This window comes from Lysobacter antibioticus (assembly GCF_000731095.1).
Classification (GTDB): domain Bacteria; phylum Pseudomonadota; class Gammaproteobacteria; order Xanthomonadales; family Xanthomonadaceae; genus Lysobacter; species Lysobacter antibioticus_B.
On record NZ_JMTZ01000022.1, the window covers coordinates 57,289 to 77,822 of the forward strand.

The window sequence follows — 20,534 nt, forward strand, 5'->3', positions numbered from 1 at the left end:
GCCGCTGATGCGGCCGGTTTCTTTTTGCGCGTCGCATTGGCGGCGCTACTAGCTCGCACTTGCCGACACGCACCGGTCAGCGCCCCGGGACATCAGGCCTGGGTTGTGAATCGACGGCGTGGGCAACCGGGCTCGTTCGAGCCGGAGCGACAGCGCATTCATGCAGCGGCGGACCGCTTCAACCGGGGCCGCGCGCCCCGGAGCGACGCCGGCGCGAACTCAGCGCCGGCGCAGCCGCATTACAGCGAATGCGCGGGATCGGCGAGTCCGTACTGCGCGGCCAGGCGGGCCAGCGCGATGCTGTCGGTGATGGCCAGCTTCTCGAACAAGCGGGTCTTGTGGGTGTTGACCGTCTTCGCGCTGAGGCTGAGGCGCTTGGCGATTTCTTCCTGGCGGAAACCCTGGACCAGCAGCAAGGCGATCTCCAACTCGCGCGGCGACAGCTCGTCGAACGGCGAATTGCCGCCGTCGATGTTCGACAACGCCAGATGCTGGGCGATGTTGCTGGCCAGATAGCGCTTGCCGCGGGCGACGTCGCGGATGGCGCGCAGCAGTTCGCTGGCATCGCCGCCCTTGCCGACATAACCGGATGCGCCGACTTCGAGCAGACGCTTCGGCATCGGCCCGTCTTCCAGCACCGATACGATGATCACGCGCGTGCCGTGGTCGCCCTTGACGATGCGCTCGGTCACTTCCAGCCCGCTCACGCCGGGCAGGTGCAGATCGCACAGCACCACGTCGGGCTTGAGCTTGCGGATCAGCGGCATGGCCTCTTCGCCGCTCTCGACGTCGCCGAGCACTTCGATATCCGTCTCCGCCGACAGGATCATGCGCATGCCCGTGCGGACCAACGCATGGTCGTCAACGATGAATACACGGATAGTCATTGTCCCTTCCCCTACGACCCAGACCTGCAACGCCAACGAGGCTACGCGCCGCCATGGTGCGGTGCAAGGCATTCATAATGTGAAAGTGGGCACAATGCGCTTCACATCCGGCCCTCCAACGCTCTCTCGAGAAGACCCAATGCGTTCTCAGAAACTCTCGCCGATCGTCACAACCGTCGTCACATCCCTGTTGTTGCTTTCAATGGCCGCCGCGAGCGCACGCGAAGCCGCTGCCGTTGCCGGCACGCCCGCCAGCGCGACCGGCTCGTGGCTCGGCGATGTCCGCAGCCTGTCGCAGGCCGGCGCCAGCAACCGCCGCGCGCCGATCGAAAAGCGCCTGGATGGCCTGGGCCTGAAGTGGAAAGCGGTCGCCTTCGAAACCGCGAAGAAGCAACAAGGGCAGAACCTGATCGCCGAAGTCTCCGGCGCCGCCGCGGCGCCGTTGCTGCTGTTCGGCGCGCATTTCGACCAGGTCGAGGAAGGCCACGGCGCGACCGACAACGCTTCCGGCAGCGCCACCGTGCTGGCCCTGGCCGAACGCTTCAAGCACAAGCCGCTCGCCCACCATCGCGTCGCGGTGGCGTTCTGGGACCTGGAAGAAGCCGGCCTGCTCGGTTCCAGCGCCTACATCGCCCAGGGCAGCGAAAAGCCCGCGCTGTACGTCAATTTCGACGTATTCGGCTGGGGCGACACCTTGTGGATGATGACGCCCGATGCCGACAGCGCCCTGGTCGGCGCCAGCCGCGATGCGGTGAAAGCCTCCGGTCTGCAGTTGTCCGCCGGCCGCGAATATCCGCCGAGCGACCACTTGCCCTTCATCAAGGCCGGCTGGCCGGCGGTGTCGTATTCGCTGATCGGCAACGAAGAAGTGCCGTTGATCCTGTCGTTCTTCAAGGGCGAGAAAACAGCGACCCAGGCCAAGGTCATCAAAGTCATCCACAGCAGCAACGACACCGTCGAACAGATCGACGCGGCCGCCACCGCGCGCGGCGTCGACGCGGTCGAACGGGCGATCCGCCAGTGGGATGCGGCTCAAAATTGACCGATCACGTCAATAGCCGAAAACAGCGAGTCCGCGGGCGCGCGGCGTGAGATTCTTACGCCCTCGCCTCTCTCTTCTCGCCTTTTTTCTTTCGGAGTCTTTCGCATGAGCGCACAAGCCCAACAAGCCGATCACTTCCACAGCCTGCACCGCGACGGCCTGCTGCTGCTCGCCAATGCCTGGGACGCCGGCACTGCGCGCCTGATCGAAAGCCTCGGCGCCAAGGCGGTCGCCACCACCAGCGCCGGCGTGGCCTGGTCGCACGGTTATCCCGACGGCGACTTGCTGCCGGTGCGGCGTCTGGTCGCCACCGTCGCCGACATCGTCCGCGTCATCCGCGTGCCGCTCACCGTCGATGTCGAAGGTGGCTATTCCGACGATCCGGCCGCGGTCGCCGAAACCGTGGCCGGCCTGATCGACGTCGGCGCGGTCGGTATCAACCTCGAAGACGGCGGCGGCGATCCCAAGCTGCTGTGCGCGAAGATCGAACACATCAAGCGCGCCAGCGCACGCCTCGGCGTGGCCCTGTTCGTCAACACCCGCACCGACGTGTACCTGCGCGGCCTGGCACCGCCGGAGCGCCGCGTCGAGGAGACCCTGGCGCGCGCCGCACGCTATCGCGCCGCCGGCGCCGACGGCCTGTTCGTGCCCGGCCTGACCGAGGAAGCGCAAGTGCGCGCGATCGCCGCCGATGCCGGCCTGCCCTTGAACTTGCTCGCCCGCCCGGCCTTGCCGCCCGCGGCCGAACTGGAACGCTGGGGCGTGCGCCGGCTGAGCGCAGGCTCGGATATTTCGCAGTCGATGTTCGCGCGCACCAGCGCGCTGGCCAGTGGTTTCCTGCGCGACGGCGATTCGGCGCCGCTCGGCGCCGACGTCATGGCTTACTCGCAACTCAACGCACTGTTCGTCGACCGCTGAGCGGCGTCTCCGCTCAGCGCATCAGTCCGTAATCCTCGAAGCGGACCTTGAACCTCAGCGCATCCTGGTACTTCGGCGGAATATCGCCGAGGTGCCGGTCGATGCGCTGATCGTCGTCATCGTCGAACAGATAGAACGGCAGGCCATTCGCCGGCGTGATCTTGACGATGCGCCCCGGCCGGCCGGGCTCTCGGTATTCGCGAATCACGTCGTCGCCGGCATAACGCACGCGCACCTGTGGGTCGACCAGGCCCGCGGTCGGGTCCGGCAGACTGGCGCAGGCCGCCAACGCGGCCACGGTCGATAACAGCACGGCATACCGCATGGCAGTCTCCTTGCGATTCGCACCGGACTATACCCGGGCCGCGGTCCCCCACTGCAAGGGCACGGTTTCCGGGCAGGAGCGGCGCAAGCCGCGACCGGGCTGCAACAGTCTCGCAACGTATCGCTTAAACAAGATAAAGATCAGGATCAAACGCCTAGAGCTTCCGCCACTAAAGCGGCGGGTAACTTTCTTTTGGCCAAAGCCCCAAAAGAAAGTCACCAAAGAAAAGTGCTTTTCCTTGACGAAGCTCCCCTGCGAGTACGATGTTCGCGCCGGGATTTTTCGATAAGACATCCTTGTCTTATCGAAAAACGCCGCACGTCCTGTGCGGCGCCCTCCAGGTCTACAGTTGCATCGCAAGTCCGAAACTGCGCCGAGCTTTCAAGGCAACGGCAACAGCTGCCGTGCTCTAAGGGTAGGAGCGGCGCAAGCCGCGACTGCGAATCCACGGCTGCCGGCGCGGGCGATCGTGACTGCGTGCTCGCGACTTGTGATCGCAGGAAATCCCTGTGCGACGCAGCTCCTACCCTTTGAAGCGCCGTCGCTGCAGGATTGCTGTTGCTCTGTGCGCGGCCCGCACTCGCGAAAGCCATCGAAGACCCGGAGGGCGGCCCGCATGAATGGGGACCGTTTTTCATCGGGACAGGGATGTCCCGTATGTAGAGCCCCGCGGAGGCACCGCTCGTGCGGGCCTTGACCCAAAGAAAAGCAACTTCTTTGGTTACCTTTGACCGAAGAGAATCCAGACGGACTTTTGTCGCTTATGACAAAAGAAAGTAACCCGCCGCTTTATCGAAAGCAGCTCTAAGCGTTTGATCTTGATCGTGATCTTGCTTGAGCGCTACGCCGCGAGACCTAAACAGGCACTTCTCGCCCGGCGGGATGCAGCTCGCCGGCTAGCCGCAACGGGCTATTTCGCCGCATCCGCGCCTGCCGTAGCTTGTGCCGTAAGCCGGATCGGCGCGTCCTCCAACGCATGCGCCGCCCCGGTCGATAGGCAGGCAGTTCAATGGATGGACTACCGAGGGATGATCATGAACGATCCGAACCGAGCGCCGGCGGACACCGCCGGATGGACCGACGCGCAGCGCGCTTTGTGGCAACGCCTGTGCGATTACCGATTCGACGACGACGATTCGAACGAGTTCCTGACCCGCGTCGCGACGACCTCTCTGCTCGCTCTGAGCGAAGCGCGAGCGGCGCTCGACGAATACCGCCGCTTCTGTTTTCTCGCCGTCACCGTCGCCCATGCGGTCACTCCCAGTCAGCTCGTCGACGAGGTCTGGCACACGCATATCGTCGACACCCGGCGCTACGAGCGCTTCCGCACCGAAGTGCTGCAGTACGACTTGCACCATGTGCCTTCGCGCGGCGGCGGCGGCGAAGAGCTGAAACACCAACGCCAGTACGCCGACACCATCGACAGCTACCGGCGTTTCTTCGGCCTGCCGCCGAACCGGTTCTGGCCGGAACCGCGCGCACCACGCCCGCCGTCGATCGCGGCCACCGTCGCGCTCGCTGAGCCGCGCGCACCGTGGCGGCCGATGCGGTTCGGCATCGTCGCCGTCGTCGGCACCTATGCGCTGTTGGCGTTGATCGCCAACGAGAGCAATCCGCTGCATTGGACCGGCGGCCTGTTCCTGGCCTGGTTCGTCGTCCTGATGGTCGCCGCGCTGATCGCCGGCTCCTGGCTGCGGCAAGGCATGCGCGGGCCGAACTGCCCGGGGCGGAGTCACGAGGCCGACCGTTGGGAGCTGGCCTATCTGTCCGGCGGCAGCGATCGTGTCGCCGACGCGATCGTGGTCGACCTGCTCGCGCGCGACGCGGTCAGCCTGGAGTACGACCGCAAGAAGGCGCGCGAAGCCTACGAGAACGATCGCGTGTGGTTGCGCCCGCGCCTGCCCCCCGAGCAGCTCGAAACGCTGTCGCCGGTGCTGCGCGACGCTCTGGAAGTGGTCGCCGAGAAACAGACCCTCTCCCGAATCCTGTTGGCGCTCCGCGAACGTCATCGATCGCAGGACGAACACTTGCACCGCAAGGGCTGGCTGATGAGCCCGCGGCAGCAAGCCTGGGCGGCCTTGCTGTCGGCCCTGCCCCTGGCCGCGGTCGCCGCCCTGGGCCTGCGCAAGATCATGATCGGTCTGCAGCTGGAACGCCCGGTCGGGTTCCTCATCGCCCTGACCGTCCTGGCCGTGCTCATCGCACTGTTTCGCGCGCTATCGACCCAGGAGCGGCCCCGCACCTGGGCCGGCGACTGGGAACTGTACAAAGCCGACCGGCAACGACGCGCAGACGGCAGCGATCCGGCCGCCACGGTCGCGCTGGCCGGCACGGCGGTCCTGATCGGCACCCCGTTCTCCGACTATCAACAGATCCGTACGCCCTCCTCGTTCAACAACGACGGCAGCGGAGGTGGCGGCGATGGAGGAGGTGGCGACGGCGGCGGAGGCGGAGGTTGCGGCGGCGGAGGCGGAGGTTGCGGCGGCGGCTGCGGTGGCTGCGGCGGAAGTTGATCGACCGCTTCGCGATGATCCGTATTGGGACCTGCAGCCACGGCGCTCGCCCGCGAGGACGAACGCCGTGGCCCGATGCATCAATCCACGTTGATCACGACCACGCTCATCCACGGCACCGACACCACCACCCGCCCCTGCGAGAACGCTCTCGCCGTGGCGATCTTCACCGGCGGCAGGAACTGCGCGCCGCTGGTGAAGTTGGCCGGGTCCATGCCGCGACCGTATCGCCATGCCGTGTAGGTGCCGCTGCTCTTGCCGGTCAGGGCGAGCACGGCCTGGCGATCGGTGGTCTCGGACTTGTTGATCAGGACGATCTTCTTGGCGTTGTCGGTGGCGAACACTTCCAGGTCCGGCACCGCCGTCGTCGCCGCGACCATGCGCTGGCCGTAGCGCCGCGACCAGGCGCCGCCGCTCCAGGCCGACACGCCCCAGTACGCCGGCAAGCGAACGTGGCGGCCGCCGGGCTGATCGTTGAGGTCGGTGCCGTCGCTGATCAATCCCAGCGGGCCGTTGTTGTCGGAGTACTGATAAGCGCTGCCGCCGGCACGCAGCACGTGGCCGATCACCGAAGCGGTGTGGACGACGTTGCGCGAGGTGTAGAACGAATTACGCCACTGCGCATCGTAGCGCGTGTGGTAGTTGAACTCGCCGACCTGGATGGCGATGCCATTGGCGCGGTCGCCGAAGCTCAGGTCGATTTCGTTGCGCAGCCATGCGATCGCGTCGCCGTACTGCGAGGTCACGCCCAGGTTGCCCAGCGGCTGGCCGTCGCCGTACTTGTGGAAATCGACCACGTCGGTATCGGCGTGGCTGCTGGCGAAGAACTGGCGGAAATCGCCGTACTTGTAGTCGGCCCAGGTCACCAGCGACGGCCCGGCCAGCGATAGCGGTTGCGCGCTGGCCTGGCGCATCGCCACCGCGATGTTGTGGAAGCCATCGCTGCCGTTGCCGCCGGCGATGTAGTTGCCGACGCCGAAGCCGTTGTCGGGCTCGTTGCCGATGATGTAGTCGACCACCGGGCCGCCGCGCTGGCCGCCGTTGTCGTTGAAGTAACGCACCAGCGCCGCCGCATCGGTCGCGCGAATGTCGTTGTCGCCGGTCGTACCGCCGATGGCGATCATCGGAATGCCGCCGATGCCCTTGATCCCGCGGACATAGGCTTCGCCTTCGTTGCCGCCGTGGATGTTGCCGGCCGACGAGCCGACCTGGCCGTTGTGATGGAACAGCGGCACGCGCCAGACCAGCGGCCCCAGGTCGCGCAGGTACTGGGTCCACAACGTGCGGTTGCTGCCCTTGATCAGGTTGGTGCCGCCGTCGGAATAGGTCGAAATCGTGCCGCCGAGCGAGTACTCGGACGTGGGTTGGCCATGCGCGGTGAAATCGACGAATACGTTCGCGGTCGGGTCGGCAGCGCTGACGGAAAACACGGAGCCGGCCGCGAACAAGCCGGCGACGGTGGCGATCAACGCGCCGCTGAGGCGGCGGCGTCGGGGCGATGGGGGATTCGCTGTGCGGAGCATCGATGATCCTTGGTCGTTACGAAACGGAGAGCGCCGACTCCGGAAGCATCCGGAGAGGCTGCGTGTGCTGGACGGCGACCGCGGCATCGCCGTGCTCGGCCACACAGCCGAGGCCCGACGGATCGCAGCGCATGGCTCAGCCGGCCGCGACGGCGCACGGCCGGATAGGCTCCGGCCGCTGCACGCCATCTCCCGCCTTGCTCGAATCCGCCCTGCACGAATCGCCGGCAACATCCCCATTGCGCAACGGTCGCTGCGATACCGCATGCACGCCATCCAGCAGTGGCCCAGGCTAGTGGGCCGACGCAACGGACGGCGTGATGCGCCCGGCGCTTCGGCGATCCGATACGTGTCCAGATGTGTTTTCGTGATCGCGGCTGCGTTCCGCACGGAGTCGTCGCAAGCGCAGGCATTCGCTGACGGTCGCGCACTACAACCTTTCGCTTAGTTGCCGCATCACATTCGGCAGTCACCCTAGACGGACTCGCCGATGAACCTGTTCCGACTCTGCTTCGCCGTTGCGATCGCCGGCGCGATCGCCTTCGCGTGCGCCAGCGCCCACGCGGCCTCTGCTTCGACCAAGAGTTCCAAGGCGGCGGATGCGCGCTGCCACGTCGGCGCCTACCGGCTCGACGACGGCCGCGTCGTCAGCGTGATGCCGTCCGACGCCCCCGGCAAGCTACGCTGGCGCCTGCTCGACGGGCGCACCGGCAAGCTGGTCCGCGAGAACGGCGCGTGGATCAGCACCCGCGGTTGGACCGAGCAACCGGACGGCGTCAAGGTGGCGTTCGGCACCTGCAGTCAGTCCCGCATCCGCTTCGACGGCCACCGTGGCAGGAAGATCGGTTTCGACATCGCCGAGACCCGCTTCTACAGCCATGGCCTGAGCTTGCGCGGGCGCCTGGTGCTTCCGCGCGGCCAGGACAAGGTGCCGGTCGTGGTGCTGGTGCACGGTTCCGAGAAAGTGTCCGGCGTCGACGCCTATTTCCAGCAGAATCTGTTCCCGTCGCAGGGCGTCGGCGTGTTCGTCTACGACAAGCGCGGCACCGGCGGGTCCGAGGGCAAGTTTTCCAAGGATTTCGACCTGCTGTCCGACGATGCCGTCGCCGCGCTCGCCGAGGCCCGCCGTCTCGGCGGCGCGCGCATCTCGCGTATCGGTTTGCATGGCAGCAGCCAGGGCGGCTGGGTCGCGCCGCTGGCGGCGAGCAAGACGTCGCAGGCGCAGTTCGTCATGGTCGTGTTCGGCCTCGCCGACAGCGTGCTGTCGGAGGATCGCGACCAGGTCGCCGCCGACCTGCGCACGGCCGGTTTCGGCGACGCCGAAACCTTGGCGAAAGCTCGCCAGGTCAGCGACGCCACCGGCCTGCTGGCCGCGAGCAAGGGCCAGCGCGGTTGGGACGAGCTGGAGGCATTACGTACGCAATACCAGCACGAGCCCTGGTGGAAGGCACTCAAGGGCGAATACACCGGCGAGGTCGTGCAGCGCCGTCGCGGCGACGACCTGATGCAGATCGCCATGCTCGACAGCGACGTCAGTTGGACTTACGACCCGATGCCGGTGCTGCGCAAGCTGACCCAGCCGCAGATGTGGATCCTCGGCGGCGACGACGCCGAGGCGCCTTCGCAGGAAACCCAACGCCGTTTGAGCGCACTCGCCGCCGAAGGCCGTGCGATCGAGGGCGCGGTATTCCCGCAGGCCGACCACGGCATTCTCGAATTCGAGACCGATGCCGCCGGCGAGCGTCTGCACACGCGCATGGCCGAGGGCTATATCGCCATGCAGTTGGATTGGATCAAGCACGGCAAGCTCGACGGCGGGCGCTACGGACGCGCCCTGCCCTTGCCGGTTTCCCATTGAGCGCAGCCTGAGGGCATCACCGAACGAGGGCTCGCATCGATGGGTTGCATGGCGCCCGTGGCCGATCCGACGATGCCGCACTCGAAGAGCTTCGCCGCCACGGTGAAGGTCTGCTTCGGCCGTGGCTGCTCGGCGACTATCGCGACCGGCTCGTCGAGCCGGCCGCGGCGCCACCGATGCGCCGCAGGATCTGCCCGCCGTCGTCCTCGCTCACGGTCCAGCCCGGGTTTAGCTTCAACGTCCATCCCTCGCCCACCCACAGGCCATCGCTGTCGCGCAGCCGGCCCGCGCCCGGCAGGCGCGCCTGGCTCCAGGCCTCGTCGATCAAGGCACCGGCGTTCGCTTCGAGAATCCCCCACTGGTCGCTGACCCTCAGCGTCGGATAGACCGTGCCGTGCGGCGGTAGCGGAAACAGCGCACGCGGATCGAAGGAGATGTTCATCGCCACGAATGGTGCGCGCAGACCGGGCCGATCGATCAGCTTGGCGGTCCATTCGGCCGCCTGGCGCAGACGCGCGAGATCGCGGCCGATCTCATCCGCGCGCACGGCGTCGATGTCGTACCGCGCTCCGGCCTGCTTCGCGGCGCTCGCCGTGTCCTGCGTGACCACGACACCGGCTTTGCCCGCCAACAATTCGCCCAGGTCCGAATCGGGGGTCAAACCGGCACGCCAATCGCCGTAGCGATCCAACAGCAATCCGTAGGCCGGCCCGGAACGATAGGCGAAGCTGCGCACGAAGGAATCGTCGCCCTCGTGCTGGGCCAATTGCGCGGCGGCATAGGCCTCGGCTTCGGGACGGCCGGCGAGCCGCTGGCCGCTGTATTCGGCCAGGCCTTCGTTGAGTTCGAGCTGGTTCTCGAGTTCGCGCGCCTGCACGGTGGCGGCGCGGCGCAGGGCGCGGAACGCCAACGCATCGCTTATCGCGTGCTTCCTCGACCTGTCGTCGCTCGCCCCCAATGCCGCCGCCAAGGCGCGCCATTCCATGCGCAGGGCGATGCGCCCCTCCAAGCCGGCCAGATGCGCGGGCGTCGGCGAGCGCGCGGGCAAGCGCAGCCGATCCTGCGCGGCATGCCAGGATTCGTGCATCAGCAACTGGCGCCGCTCGAACGCATCCTCGGGCAAGGGCCACAGCACCATCGCCCATCGCTTGCCGTTCCAGTCCACCGCGGTATTGGCCACGTTGCGCTCTTTCGGCAGGGTGCCGACGAACACCTCGCCCTTCGCAGCGAAGCCGTCGACGGCCTGGCTCGCCACCGTCGAACGGGTGGAGGCATCGACTAGCAGCAAGGGCGCGCACAGCGGCTCGCCCCACAACTGGCCGGCATCGGCGCGACACGCGGCGTCGCGCTCGGCGATGTAGCGTGCCGCGACTTCGGGATCAGGCGCTTCGGCGGCCGCCGTCGCGGTAGCGACTGCAAGCAGGAACGACAGGCAAGAGCGACGCACGAACAAGTCCAAGGCGGGATCTCCGATGAGCGGTCGGCGAAAGACGGTCGGTAAAGGCTAGCCGAGCATCGAGTGGCCGATAACCGTCCTGCCATCGTCCCGGTTTCGCTTTCGAGAAAAAACACAGCCTAGCTGCCGATTCCCGATGGCCCTGGCCGCTGACCCGCGCAAACGGCGTTTATCTGGCAAACAGGGGCCAGGAAGGATCGATCCATGAACGGATTTTTCGCGAAGCTCGTGCTGTTGGCCGCACTTCCCTTGGCCGCCCAGGCCGGCACCTGCAGTCGCTTCGACGCCAAGAACAGCACCGCCTACGACCCGGCCGCGAAGAAGATTACGCTGCCGTGGCGCACCGACTATCCGGCCTCGGTTCCCAGCCATCCGCCTTACAGCTGGGAGTCGATCAGCTTCAAGACCAGTTGGAGGCGCTATACCGATGCGGTGCTCAAGGACGTCCGCGATTCGGGCATCAGCATCGACAGCGCCGGCAAGATCCGCATGCCGGCCGGTTCGCCCTGGTGGATCGCGCCCTGGATGGACTACGGTTCGAACGGGCGCGAACGCGTCAACGGCCTGACCAAGGAACGCAGCCCCGATCCGCTCGATCTTTCGCCGACCTCGCCGGGCGGTTTCGACGTGTGGGCGATCGGTTGGTACAACAGCGAAGGCGCGGTCGGGCTGGGCAAGGTATTCGCCGACCCTTGCGATCCGGTGCTGCCCGCGCGCGACGCTCCCGGGCTGAAATTTCCCGACAAGACCGTCTCGTTCAAGATGCTGTTCTCCAACGCCACCGGCCTGGATTATCTCGACGGCGCGCCCACGGTGCTCGCGAAGATCGACAAGAACAGCCGCGCCAAGCGCCTGAAGCTGCTGCAGGTCGACATCGCCATTCGCGACCCCGACGCGGACGAAACCGACTGGGTCATGGGCACCTTCATCTGGAAAGGCCCGGCCCGCGGCGACGGCTTTCTCGACAACCTGGTGCCGGTCGGCCTGATGTGGGGCAACGACCCGAACGTGCACGATGCGAATTGGGGCGCATGGGCGCCGATCAAGCAGAGCCGGATCAATAAAGACCTGGCCGGCGTGCTCTGGCAGGGCACGCCCGGTAGCTGGCTGCACCGGCCGTTCCCGGGCTTCCAGGGCCGCTTGAACGGGCCGGCCGACAACATGCGCTCGTCGTGCCTGTCCTGCCACGCCCTCGCCCAGTGGCCGCGCAACCCAACCCTGAGCATCGTGCCGACCTACCCGGTCGGCCCCAACGGCCCGCAACCGCCGCTGAGCGAAGCGGATATCGAGAAGAACGTCAGCGACTATTTCCGCAACACCCGCGGCGGCGACCTGGTCGATCCGACGTTCCCGGCGCGGCCGTTGGATTACTCGCTGCAACTCGAAGCCGGGCTGACCCGCATGTGCCAAGCCTGCAAAGAAGGCAAACTGCTCGGACCAACCCCCAAGCTGTGCAACGAGGCACCCACGCGCTATCGCGTCACCGCGCCGGCCTGCGACCTGCCTCTGCTGCGACGGGTCTTCATGAACCGCATCGAAGACGATCCGCCGCGGCAGTAAGCGTTGCATTCGAGCGCGGCGATCGCCATCGAGATCGCCGCGCTGCAGGACCGCATCAAGCGAGAACGAGATGCTCGGGCGCGAGTGCGGCAAGGAAACCCGGCGCATCGAAGGCTTCGCCCGCCGCGACCGTACCGGTGCGAGTGCGGCGGCCGTCGACGACCCGCTCCATCGCTTCGACGATCAACGGCGCGCTGACCGCATAGATGTCGCGGCCCTGCGCGCTGGCATGACGTTGCACCTCGCCTTTGCGCACCATCACCTCGACCAGGAACACCTGCGCCGAGCGTCCGCTGCTGTCGGCCGCGACCGGCGCCGGCGTGGTGGGATCGCGCACATCCTTGAGCGATACGAGATTCAAGAACGAATGCACTTCGCTCGAACGCAGATGCTTGGAGATCAGTACGATCTCGCTGAGCGGCACGCCGACCACCTCCTGGTTACCGAACGGCGCCTGGAACGTCCAGTCCCGCGTCGGCGCCGGATCGGCCACGAAATCCAGCGCGCCGTTCGAGACCACCACACGCCGCGCCTTGTTGCGCTCGCCGGTCACCCGGGTGCCGTTGGTGGGGTGCCAACTGTCCAAGCCGACCGCGATCAGGATCTCGTCCGCGCCGTCCCAATCGCCCATCGCACTGGTCGCCAACAGATCGGCCAGCCCGCCGTAGAACGCCATCGCCGGCACGATGACGATGCCGGCCGCCTTCGCCGCCTCGTCGTAGCGCTCGAACAAAGCCAATGCGGGCTGTTGCTCCGCCACCGTATCCAGGTAGTGCACCTTTGCACGCAACGCCGCCTCGACCACCGGCACCGCGGTATCGCTGAACGGCCCGGCGCAGTTGATCACCGCGACCGTGCCTGCGAGCGCCCGATCCAACGAAGCCGGGTCGTCGACCGAAGCGACGAAGCGATCGATCCCGGGGAAAGCGTCGTCGAGTGCGACCAAGCGCTCGGCGTCGCGGCCGCAGGCCACCGGCACCCAGCCACGCTCACGCAAACGCGCGATCACGAAACGGCCGGTATGGCCATAAGCGCCGAACACGGCGACGCGACGATTCTGGGTCGCCTGGGAATTCGGGGCTGCTGCTGGATTGATCGACATCGTGCGCTTCCGTGATGCCCGCGGATCGGGCACGCATAGGAAACCGCGAACCGGCACGACGGCGCTATCGAAATCTTTAGTTGCTCGGCCGGCGCTCGCATTACGCCGATGCGACACGCCCCCGAGCCGAGTACGCCTCAGGCGGGCTCAGGCGCCCTCTCCTGCCTGGGCGTAGACAGGACGCAGTCGCGCGAGCCTCTACTCGGCGGACGTCGCCGGCGGCCACACATAACAACCGCCGCCCGACGAGCGCATTGCCTGCGCAAATATCTCCGGCGGGAAGTGCCCCCGCTCGCACAAGGCACCAGAGAATTCCGCGCCGCCCTCGCCTTCGGTCAGTACGACGAAAGGATCGGTAGCGACGCTGGTGAAGAGGTAGAAGACGTCGCTGCTGCCGAAGCCCCCGTCTTCGAAGATGACGCGTTCGATCGTTGCCCACGGGAAGCCGGTATCGACCGGCGACGAACGCGGCGGATTTGCGCGGATCCGCACATCGACGTCGTCGAATTCCACCGCGAACCAATCCTTTATCTCCGGCGCAGGACCGCGAATGCCCTGGATGAAGAGGGCGATGCCGCCGGCTATGAAACAGGCCAGCAACACCGCCGTCAGCGACTTCGAACCGAGCTCTTGGCCGTCCCGCAGCGACCACAGCAACGCCGCCAGGGCGATGACGCCGCCGATCACGCAGACCACGGCCGTAGCGAACTGCGGCAACTGCAACATCACTCTGCGCAACGACCACGCCTTCATGTCGGTGGCTTTCACCAACTCGCCATGAAAATCGTTCCCATAAAGGCACACGGCCACCAGTCCCAACGGCAATCCGATCATCCAATAGCCGTTGCCCGTCGCGCCGGTCAGCAGCAGCGATAAAGGCACGACAGCCAATGCCGCACCGAACTTGTAGCCGGTCTTCATCCATTCCCCCATCGATGTCGCCGTCGCCCTTGCGCAGCAGCCATGACAGCGATGCGATCGACCGGGCACGCCAGCAAGCCGACTGCTGGCATGGATACTCGACGGGCGTCGGCCGCCGGTCAAGCCGTTCGCCCCGAGATCGAAATCGACCGGCACGCCCGTGCCAGATGCCGACCGATTACCCGGGGTCTGTCGGCACCTTCCGGATCAGCCGGCCGGCTTCGCCTCGCTCTTCGTTTGCGAAGGCCGATAAAACTCCGCGATCTGCGGGATGAAGCCTTCCGGGTTGGCGCCGACCAGGTTCGTCAACACCACGATGGCCAGTCGCCGGTCCGGATAGACCACGAAGGCGGCACGCGCACCGCCGATACCGGCCAACTGGCGGTCGGGCGACTTCGCCAGGACCGGCCAGCCGGCCGCCCAGGCGCCGTCGGCGCCGCTGTTCAATGGTTCCGGCGTCCACATGCCTTGGAGCTGGGCGCGATCGATCAGGCGCCCGTTCGACAGCGCGATGATCCAGCCCGCCACTTCATCGGCCGTGGTCTGGATGCCGCCGCCGGCCCAAAGGCCCTGCGGCATGTCGTAGAACCAGTGCGACAGACGCGGCTCGGCGTTCTCCGCATCGGTCTTGCGCGGGAAATAGCTGTACATGGTGGCGGCATTGGCGACCAGGTCGTAGCTGTCGCCGAAGGTCGACAGGCGCATGTCCGCGGCAGCGAACTGGCGCTCGGCGATGTAGCGCTCGTACGGCATTTTCGCCTGCCTGGCGATGATGCGCGCCAACAGACCATAATTGGTCTGGTTGTAGAGGAAGCGTTCGCCGGTGGTAGCGGCCATGGGCAGTTCCCTCACCGCCTTCCATGCTGCCGCCTCGGAGGAGCCTGCGACCAGACCGTTCTGGTCGACGATGTCCGGCAGCCCCGAGGTGTGGGCCAGGAGCTGGCGCACGCGGATGTTGCGCCACGCCACGGGCACGTCGTCGAGGTAACGCGACAGCGGTGCCGCGAGGTCGACCTGCCCTGCTTGCGCCAGTTGCATCATCGCCACGCCGGTGAACGACTTGGTGGCCGAGTTGATCGGAAACAGGGTCGTACGGGTCGCGGGCACGCGGTTCTCGACGTTGGCCAAACCATAACTCTCGGACAAGACCACCCGGCCGTCCTCGACCACCGCGATCTGCAAGCCCGGTATGCGCTTGTCCTTCATGGTCTGCCGAATCCATTGCCGGGTACGCTCGTTCGCTTGCTCCGAGGCGCTCGCGGCGGCGGCAAGGCCAGGAAGCGACAGCAGGGCAACGGCGAGGATCGTGGTGTAGCGCTTCTTTGCAGACAGCATGGAGGTTCCTGAGGCGAAGTCGCCGATGAAGTGATGGCTAACGGTGTGTCCTGCGGTGTCGCATCCAGCGGTGTCAGTCCAGAGGGCGTGGGATGCATCGCGCGGCCGCAAGGTTTAAGCCCGCAGCGAAAACCGGAATGGCGGCGCACGGCCGGCAGGAACCCGCCGAGCGCACCTGGATCTGTGCGCAAACCGCACAGTTGCTGTTCGCACAGACGCCTGGGCATTCGCCCGCAGATCTTCATCATGGCGCCTCCACCACAACGAGGCTCCCCGGATGCGAATTTCCTCTCTGATCGGATTTGCGACGCTCGGCATCGCCGGGCTCGGCGGTATCGACGCACAGGCGTCGAAACCCCAACCCCACCCGACCATCCGCGCCATGGCCGGGGCAGCGCCGGTGTCGGAACTGCAGGCCGGCAAGACCGCCCTGCTCGTCATCGATTTCCAGAACGAGTACTTCCCCGGCGGACGCATGCCGATCGCCGACGCCGATTCGGCGCTGCGCCAGACCCGTCGCCTGATCGATCTCGCCGATCGCCACCGCATCCGCGTGATCCATGTGCAGCACGTGCTGTCGGCGGGTGCGCCCCTGTTCGCCGAAGGCGGCAACACGGTGAAGTTCGTCGATGCGATGCAGCCGCGCCAGGGCGAGCTGGTGGTGCAGAAGGATGCGGTCAGCGTGTTCGCGGGCGCTTCCGCCGCCACGATCGAGAAGGCCTTGAAAGAGGCCGGCGCCGATACTTTGATCATCGCCGGCCTGCAGACCCACGCCTGCGTCGCCGGCGCCGCCCGCGACGCCGCCGCGCGTGGCTACCAGGTCATCGTCTCCTCCGACGCCACCGCCACCCGCGACCTCGACCTGCGCGACGGCAGCAGGGTCGGCGCCGCCCAGTTGCACGCATCGGCCCTGGCCGAGATCGAGGACACCTTCGGCGACGTGCTGAGCACCGATCAGATTCTCTCGTTACCGGTCCGCTGATACCCTTCGCCGGAGTGCTGACGACCGGAGTCGAGTGATGGATCAATTGTCGGCCATGCGCGCCTACCGAAGCATCATCGAATCCGGCAGTTTCACCAAGGCGGCCGAGCGCCTGGGCACCACCCACACCTCGGTCTCGCGCCAGCTGGGCCAGTTGGAAACCCAGCTCGGCGTGCGCCTGTTGAACCGCAACAGCCGCAACCTGACCGCCACCGAGGCCGGTGCGCAGTACTACCGCGACTGCGTCGACATCCTCGACCGGATCGACGCAGCCCGGCAGCGATTGAACACCGACCCCGAGCTGCCGTCCGGCGTGCTGCGGCTCAGCCTTCCGCATGCCATCGGCGCACTCGAGCTGGCGCAGTGGCTGCCCGGCTTCATGCAGCGCCATCCCAAGATCGACCTCGACCTGTCCTGCGACGACCGCATGGTCGACCTGGTCAAGGGCGGCTTCGACATGGCCATCCGCATCTCCGGACCGCTGGCCGACAGCAGCCTGGGCTCACGCGAACTCGCGGTGTCCGAACGGGTGCTCGTGGCCGCGCCGCAGTACGTGGCGCATCGCGACCTGCCGCGCACGATCGATGACCTGCAGAGCCATCCCTTGCTGGCCTATGCCGCCGATGGCCCGGCTCTGCAATTGTCCTCGGACAGCGGCGAGGAAGCCGAGCTCAAGTTCGGCAGCCGGCTGCGCCTGGACTCGATCCTCGCCCTGCATGCGGCCGTCATGGCCGGCCAGGGCATCGCCGCGTTCACCTTCCTCACCGTCCGCGACGACCTCGCCGCCGGCCGCCTGCTGCGCGTATTGCCGCAACATCACGCCGGCCAACGCCACTACTTCGCGCTCTACCCTCATGCGCGCCAATTGACGCCGAAAGTCCGCGCGTTCACCGAATACATGCGGGCGCATTACGCGATGGCCCGGTAGGGTTTTACCGGAAAGTCGGCTTGATCTCGTTCTTCCCGGCAGGGTCGTACGCGAAGCAATCGACGCAGGGAGACGGCCTGCTGTGCCTGCGTTCTTAACATCGCTGGCGTAAGCTTCCGAGTGCGCCCTCTACCCGTTTCGGAGACCGTTATGGACAGGCAGCACGACCCGATCACCCGAGCCGAATTCGAAGCGCGCATCACCGCGCTCGAAGGCCAATGCGAGGTGTACCTGCGCTACATCAAGGCATTGTTGACCGCCCTCCCGGCAGAGCAGTACGAGCTCGACGTCATTGCAACCACGGTAAGGGAAATCAACCTGTCCGCGGAAGAACAGCCAGAACCGCTTCGAACTGCCATACAGGCCGCGAACCAACGAGTGAACGCGTTAGAACTGCCCCGGCGCCGCTCCGGCATCGCAGGCGGCATAGCGCGTTAGTCTCGTCACCGGCCCTGCCCGCCTTAGTGAAAAAACGCCGCCGGGTTCATCCGAACCCGACGCGCGATGCGGGGCTCAAGCCCCCTCATTCTTCGCCGGAAATCTTGGCCGGCAAGCGCATGCCCGGCGTCCAGCCGCTCTGCGCCAGCAACGCCTTCGGGTCGTCGAATTCGATGATGTTCTTGAGCGCGGCCTTGCGATCCTTCGATCCCAGGTAATAAGCCTTGGCGATCCGGTACCCCACCCAATACCCCAAGTCGTAGGGCTCGTCCGGACTGCGGTAGTTGGCGAACCAGGCGGACAAGTCGGTGCCGTCCATAATGCGTACGAAGGCGGACTCGATCTCGGCTTCCTTGCCGCGGGTCCACTCGGCGTGGCGCCCGTTGCCGACGTTGCCCGAGATCAGTTCGGCGACGAACTCGGCCCCGCCCTCGATCAGCGCGAAGCGCAGGGCGGTGGCATTCGGGTCGCCCGGCTCGAACTCGGTCGGCCCCGTCTGCTGGATGTGGGCGTACTCATGGGCGATGACGTGGACGAAGCGGTCTTCGGCGTCCGGGTTCATGAAATCGGCCGAGCACAAGGCTTCCAGACCGATGGTGAGGCCACCGTTATCCGCTATCCCCACTGGCCGTCCGCGGCCGACCACGACCGCCACCGGCGGGAATCGCGCCTCGGGATACAAGGTCGCAAGCTTGCCCAGCGCCGTTGCGACCCGCTGCTTCACCTCCGGCAACTTGACCAGACAGTCCTTCGCCTTCGCGTACACGGCCGGGTCCTTCGCCAGCCGGTCAGCGATGCTCTGCGCCGTCACCCGCCTGAGCCTGGCGAACTCGCTCAAGCTTCGTGTGCCCTTGGCGAGATAGTCCTTGTCGATCTGCTCCACCGTCGGCTGGCCGCCGGTGGCGTCGTACAACGCATAGAAGCGCGTGACGTCTTCCGTCAGGATTTCGGGCTCCGGCCTGGGCGCCGCGTGCACGAAGGCGGACGCTGCGAGCACGGAGAGGAAAACAGCGGAGCGCGGTAACTTGGGCACGATTTCGATCCTGGAGGCTTGCGCAGCCGGACATCGGCTGCCGAATGGACGAACCGACGCGCCCGAAGCTTTGCCGGGCGCGTCGATGCGTACATCACCTCATACCCAGGCGCCGGCCAAAAGTGACGACAGTCACCCCGCCTTTCGCACCACGATGGCTTGAATCCATCTGCTCGACGAACTAGCGGATGTCCTCCCAAACCGGCACGGAACAGGCGTCCGGCCCAGGCTCGGCCTGCGGCGGCCGCTGCGCCACCATCCAACCCCGGAACACGCCTGCCACCTCGACGCGCTTGGCGACGATGCACTCGCCCTCGGGCTTTGCCGGATGCGCCTCGGCTGCGAGGAAGAGCGGCCCGGAAGCATCGAACGGCGAGTGCAGCCGCTCTATGCTTCGAGTCTTGACGTTGTAGTAGCAACTCTGGCGCTTGCCGCTGATATCGACGGTCGTCATTCCGACCCCGTCCAAATGCGCGTGCCATATGCTCTCGATCATCGGCACGAATTTTTCCGATGCGTGCGCATCCAGACAGGCCTTGACCGCGGCGGCTCCGGCCTTTCCTCCAAGCATTTCCTCGATCCTGCCGACACGCTCATCGGTCTTGGCCGCGGGCAGCTCGGCCGAGTTCGCGGCGAGCGCCGACACAGCGATAGCCACCGCCGCCGCGGATTTTTTCAGGTCATGCATTCGGTGTTCCCGTCCCGCTCAATGGAAAAACAATGCGCCCAAGATAGCTCCGTAGCCTGAGCACGGCACGCGATCACTCTTGCGCCAGCTTCGTCAACAACCGGCGGCCCTGCCCGAGCAACTGCGGCTCGTTGTTGGCGAACGCATCCACGCCGAGCCCGGCCGTGTCGTCGTCCTTGTGCCAAGGGGCTTGCTGATGGGGACCTGGGACATAGACCTCCCACTGCCCGTATTTAACGGACTTCTGGCCCAGTTGGACATATTCGACGGGAACGCGAGCCGTCCACGGACCGGCTTCTGCATCGTTCTTCGGCAGCTCGAACTTCCAGCGCTTGGCCGCGCTTACCGCCGAACGCGCGAACTCCTTGCGAAGCCTCTGCATTTCCTTTTCTTCGGCAACCACGCTCAAGTTGACCTGCTCGGCGAACACCTCTTGCGCATCACCCGCCTCGCCGACCCGCACCAGCACGTACACCGTACCCGCGGCATTCGTGCCTTCCAACGCGCTCGGATAGCTCGGCGGAGGAAGCGATCGCGCCTTCAAGACAGTGCCCGGGTCGGGATCGGCGAAATTCGCGCTCCGCATCGTCAACTGATAATTACCGTCGGCCTGTTTGCGGCCGACGACACGAACCGACATATTCAACGCCTCGACTGCCTCCTTGCCGGCTGCGGCCGGCTCGAACCGCCAATGCGGCACGGTGTGCTGGACCAGTTCAACGACGCCTTTCGGCAGCCCGCTCGGCTTATCCACATCCAGGCCTTCGACACTGCCATCGGCCTTGATGCGGACCTTGCCGGTGACGACCATGCTCATCTCCGAGCGCGCACGCACTTCGTCGACTGCCCTTTTCCCCGCGACCGTGGCGCCGCTCAAGGTAAACAGCGTCACAGCTACAACGGCTGCAAATTTCATTCGATAGCTCCTGGGCCATTTCCAAATCGATGCCTGCGACGCAGCGCATCGACAGACCCGGCACGGCCGAGCCTGCCCGGAGGTTACGAATACAGCGGTGAATCGGCTG

The 20,534-nt window shown here is 66.2% G+C and carries 18 protein-coding genes; 8 read left to right on the forward strand and 10 right to left on the reverse strand.

What is annotated here, in order from left to right; all coding sequences use genetic code 11:
• Positions 1 to 239 precede the first annotated feature (239 nt).
• Positions 240 to 887, reverse strand: a complete 648-nt coding sequence (locus tag EX88_RS0109095) for a response regulator (RefSeq protein WP_031371689.1) — start codon at positions 885 to 887, stop codon at positions 240 to 242.
• A 139-nt stretch (positions 888 to 1,026) separates the two neighbouring features.
• Here EX88_RS0109095 and EX88_RS24445 point away from each other — a divergent pair, with 139 nt between their 5' ends.
• Both EX88_RS24445 and EX88_RS0109105 read left to right on the forward strand, forming a co-directional pair.
• The gene (locus tag EX88_RS24445) at positions 1,027 to 1,929 is read left to right on the forward strand and encodes a M28 family metallopeptidase (protein ID WP_161786093.1); all 903 of its coding nucleotides are present in this window, start codon (positions 1,027 to 1,029) and stop codon (positions 1,927 to 1,929) included.
• A gap of 105 nt (positions 1,930 to 2,034) precedes the next feature.
• Positions 2,035 to 2,847, forward strand: a complete 813-nt coding sequence (locus tag EX88_RS0109105) for an isocitrate lyase/PEP mutase family protein (RefSeq protein WP_031371691.1) — start codon at positions 2,035 to 2,037, stop codon at positions 2,845 to 2,847.
• Between the two features lie 13 nt (positions 2,848 to 2,860).
• On the opposite strand, the gene EX88_RS0109110 is transcribed toward EX88_RS0109105, so the two are convergent.
• Positions 2,861 to 3,172: a DUF2782 domain-containing protein gene (locus tag EX88_RS0109110; RefSeq protein WP_031371692.1), complete on the reverse strand. Its 312-nt coding sequence runs from the start codon at positions 3,170 to 3,172 to the stop codon at positions 2,861 to 2,863.
• A gap of 1,034 nt (positions 3,173 to 4,206) precedes the next feature.
• Between EX88_RS0109110 and EX88_RS0109115 the strand changes: the two genes are divergently transcribed.
• Positions 4,207 to 5,685 (forward strand): TIGR04222 domain-containing membrane protein, encoded by a 1,479-nt coding sequence (locus EX88_RS0109115; protein WP_161786094.1) that lies wholly within the window; start codon positions 4,207 to 4,209, stop codon positions 5,683 to 5,685.
• Positions 5,686 to 5,765: 80 nt separating this feature from the next.
• On the opposite strand, the gene EX88_RS0109120 is transcribed toward EX88_RS0109115, so the two are convergent.
• The gene (locus EX88_RS0109120; RefSeq protein ID WP_152566178.1) at positions 5,766 to 7,208 is read right to left on the reverse strand and encodes a hypothetical protein; all 1,443 of its coding nucleotides are present in this window, start codon (positions 7,206 to 7,208) and stop codon (positions 5,766 to 5,768) included.
• 490 nt (positions 7,209 to 7,698) lie between these two features.
• Here EX88_RS0109120 and EX88_RS0109130 point away from each other — a divergent pair, with 490 nt between their 5' ends.
• Positions 7,699 to 9,066, forward strand: coding sequence for an alpha/beta hydrolase family protein (locus tag EX88_RS0109130; protein WP_036148415.1), 1,368 nt, complete (start codon positions 7,699 to 7,701; stop codon positions 9,064 to 9,066).
• Between the two features lie 136 nt (positions 9,067 to 9,202).
• Here the strand turns inward: EX88_RS0109130 and EX88_RS0109135 are convergent, their stop codons facing one another.
• Positions 9,203 to 10,513 (reverse strand): hypothetical protein, encoded by a 1,311-nt coding sequence (locus EX88_RS0109135; RefSeq protein WP_152566179.1) that lies wholly within the window; start codon positions 10,511 to 10,513, stop codon positions 9,203 to 9,205.
• A gap of 213 nt (positions 10,514 to 10,726) precedes the next feature.
• Here EX88_RS0109135 and EX88_RS0109140 point away from each other — a divergent pair, with 213 nt between their 5' ends.
• The gene (locus tag EX88_RS0109140; protein WP_051884801.1) at positions 10,727 to 12,082 is read left to right on the forward strand and encodes a hypothetical protein; all 1,356 of its coding nucleotides are present in this window, start codon (positions 10,727 to 10,729) and stop codon (positions 12,080 to 12,082) included.
• Between the two features lie 55 nt (positions 12,083 to 12,137).
• Here the strand turns inward: EX88_RS0109140 and EX88_RS0109145 are convergent, their stop codons facing one another.
• The 3 genes from EX88_RS0109145 to EX88_RS0109155 form a co-directional block, all read right to left on the reverse strand.
• Positions 12,138 to 13,184, reverse strand: a complete 1,047-nt coding sequence (locus EX88_RS0109145) for a saccharopine dehydrogenase family protein (RefSeq protein WP_031371698.1) — start codon at positions 13,182 to 13,184, stop codon at positions 12,138 to 12,140.
• 198 nt (positions 13,185 to 13,382) lie between these two features.
• Positions 13,383 to 14,105, reverse strand: coding sequence for a hypothetical protein (locus EX88_RS0109150; protein WP_031371699.1), 723 nt, complete (start codon positions 14,103 to 14,105; stop codon positions 13,383 to 13,385).
• A 207-nt stretch (positions 14,106 to 14,312) separates the two neighbouring features.
• Positions 14,313 to 15,440 (reverse strand): serine hydrolase domain-containing protein, encoded by a 1,128-nt coding sequence (locus tag EX88_RS0109155; RefSeq protein ID WP_051884803.1) that lies wholly within the window; start codon positions 15,438 to 15,440, stop codon positions 14,313 to 14,315.
• 277 nt (positions 15,441 to 15,717) lie between these two features.
• Here EX88_RS0109155 and EX88_RS0109160 point away from each other — a divergent pair, with 277 nt between their 5' ends.
• From EX88_RS0109160 to EX88_RS0109170, 3 genes are all read left to right on the forward strand, one after another.
• A complete protein-coding gene (locus EX88_RS0109160; protein ID WP_051884805.1) occupies positions 15,718 to 16,422 on the forward strand; it encodes an isochorismatase family protein in 705 nt (234 codons plus the stop codon).
• 37 nt (positions 16,423 to 16,459) lie between these two features.
• A complete protein-coding gene (locus tag EX88_RS0109165) occupies positions 16,460 to 17,350 on the forward strand; it encodes a LysR family transcriptional regulator (protein ID WP_031371702.1) in 891 nt (296 codons plus the stop codon).
• 150 nt (positions 17,351 to 17,500) lie between these two features.
• On the forward strand, positions 17,501 to 17,788 hold the full coding sequence (locus EX88_RS0109170) for a hypothetical protein (RefSeq protein ID WP_031371703.1): 288 nt from the start codon (positions 17,501 to 17,503) through the stop codon (positions 17,786 to 17,788).
• A gap of 85 nt (positions 17,789 to 17,873) precedes the next feature.
• On the opposite strand, the gene EX88_RS0109175 is transcribed toward EX88_RS0109170, so the two are convergent.
• The 3 genes from EX88_RS0109175 to EX88_RS0109185 form a co-directional block, all read right to left on the reverse strand.
• Entirely contained in the window at positions 17,874 to 18,821 is a 948-nt protein-coding gene (locus EX88_RS0109175; RefSeq protein WP_152566180.1) for a lytic murein transglycosylase, read from the reverse strand.
• 181 nt (positions 18,822 to 19,002) lie between these two features.
• Positions 19,003 to 19,509 carry a hypothetical protein gene (locus tag EX88_RS0109180; RefSeq protein WP_031371705.1) on the reverse strand — a complete coding sequence of 169 codons (507 nt, stop codon included), beginning with the start codon at positions 19,507 to 19,509 and terminating at the stop codon, positions 19,003 to 19,005.
• A 73-nt stretch (positions 19,510 to 19,582) separates the two neighbouring features.
• A complete protein-coding gene (locus EX88_RS0109185; RefSeq protein WP_152566181.1) occupies positions 19,583 to 20,425 on the reverse strand; it encodes a hypothetical protein in 843 nt (280 codons plus the stop codon).
• Positions 20,426 to 20,534: the final 109 nt, after the last annotated feature.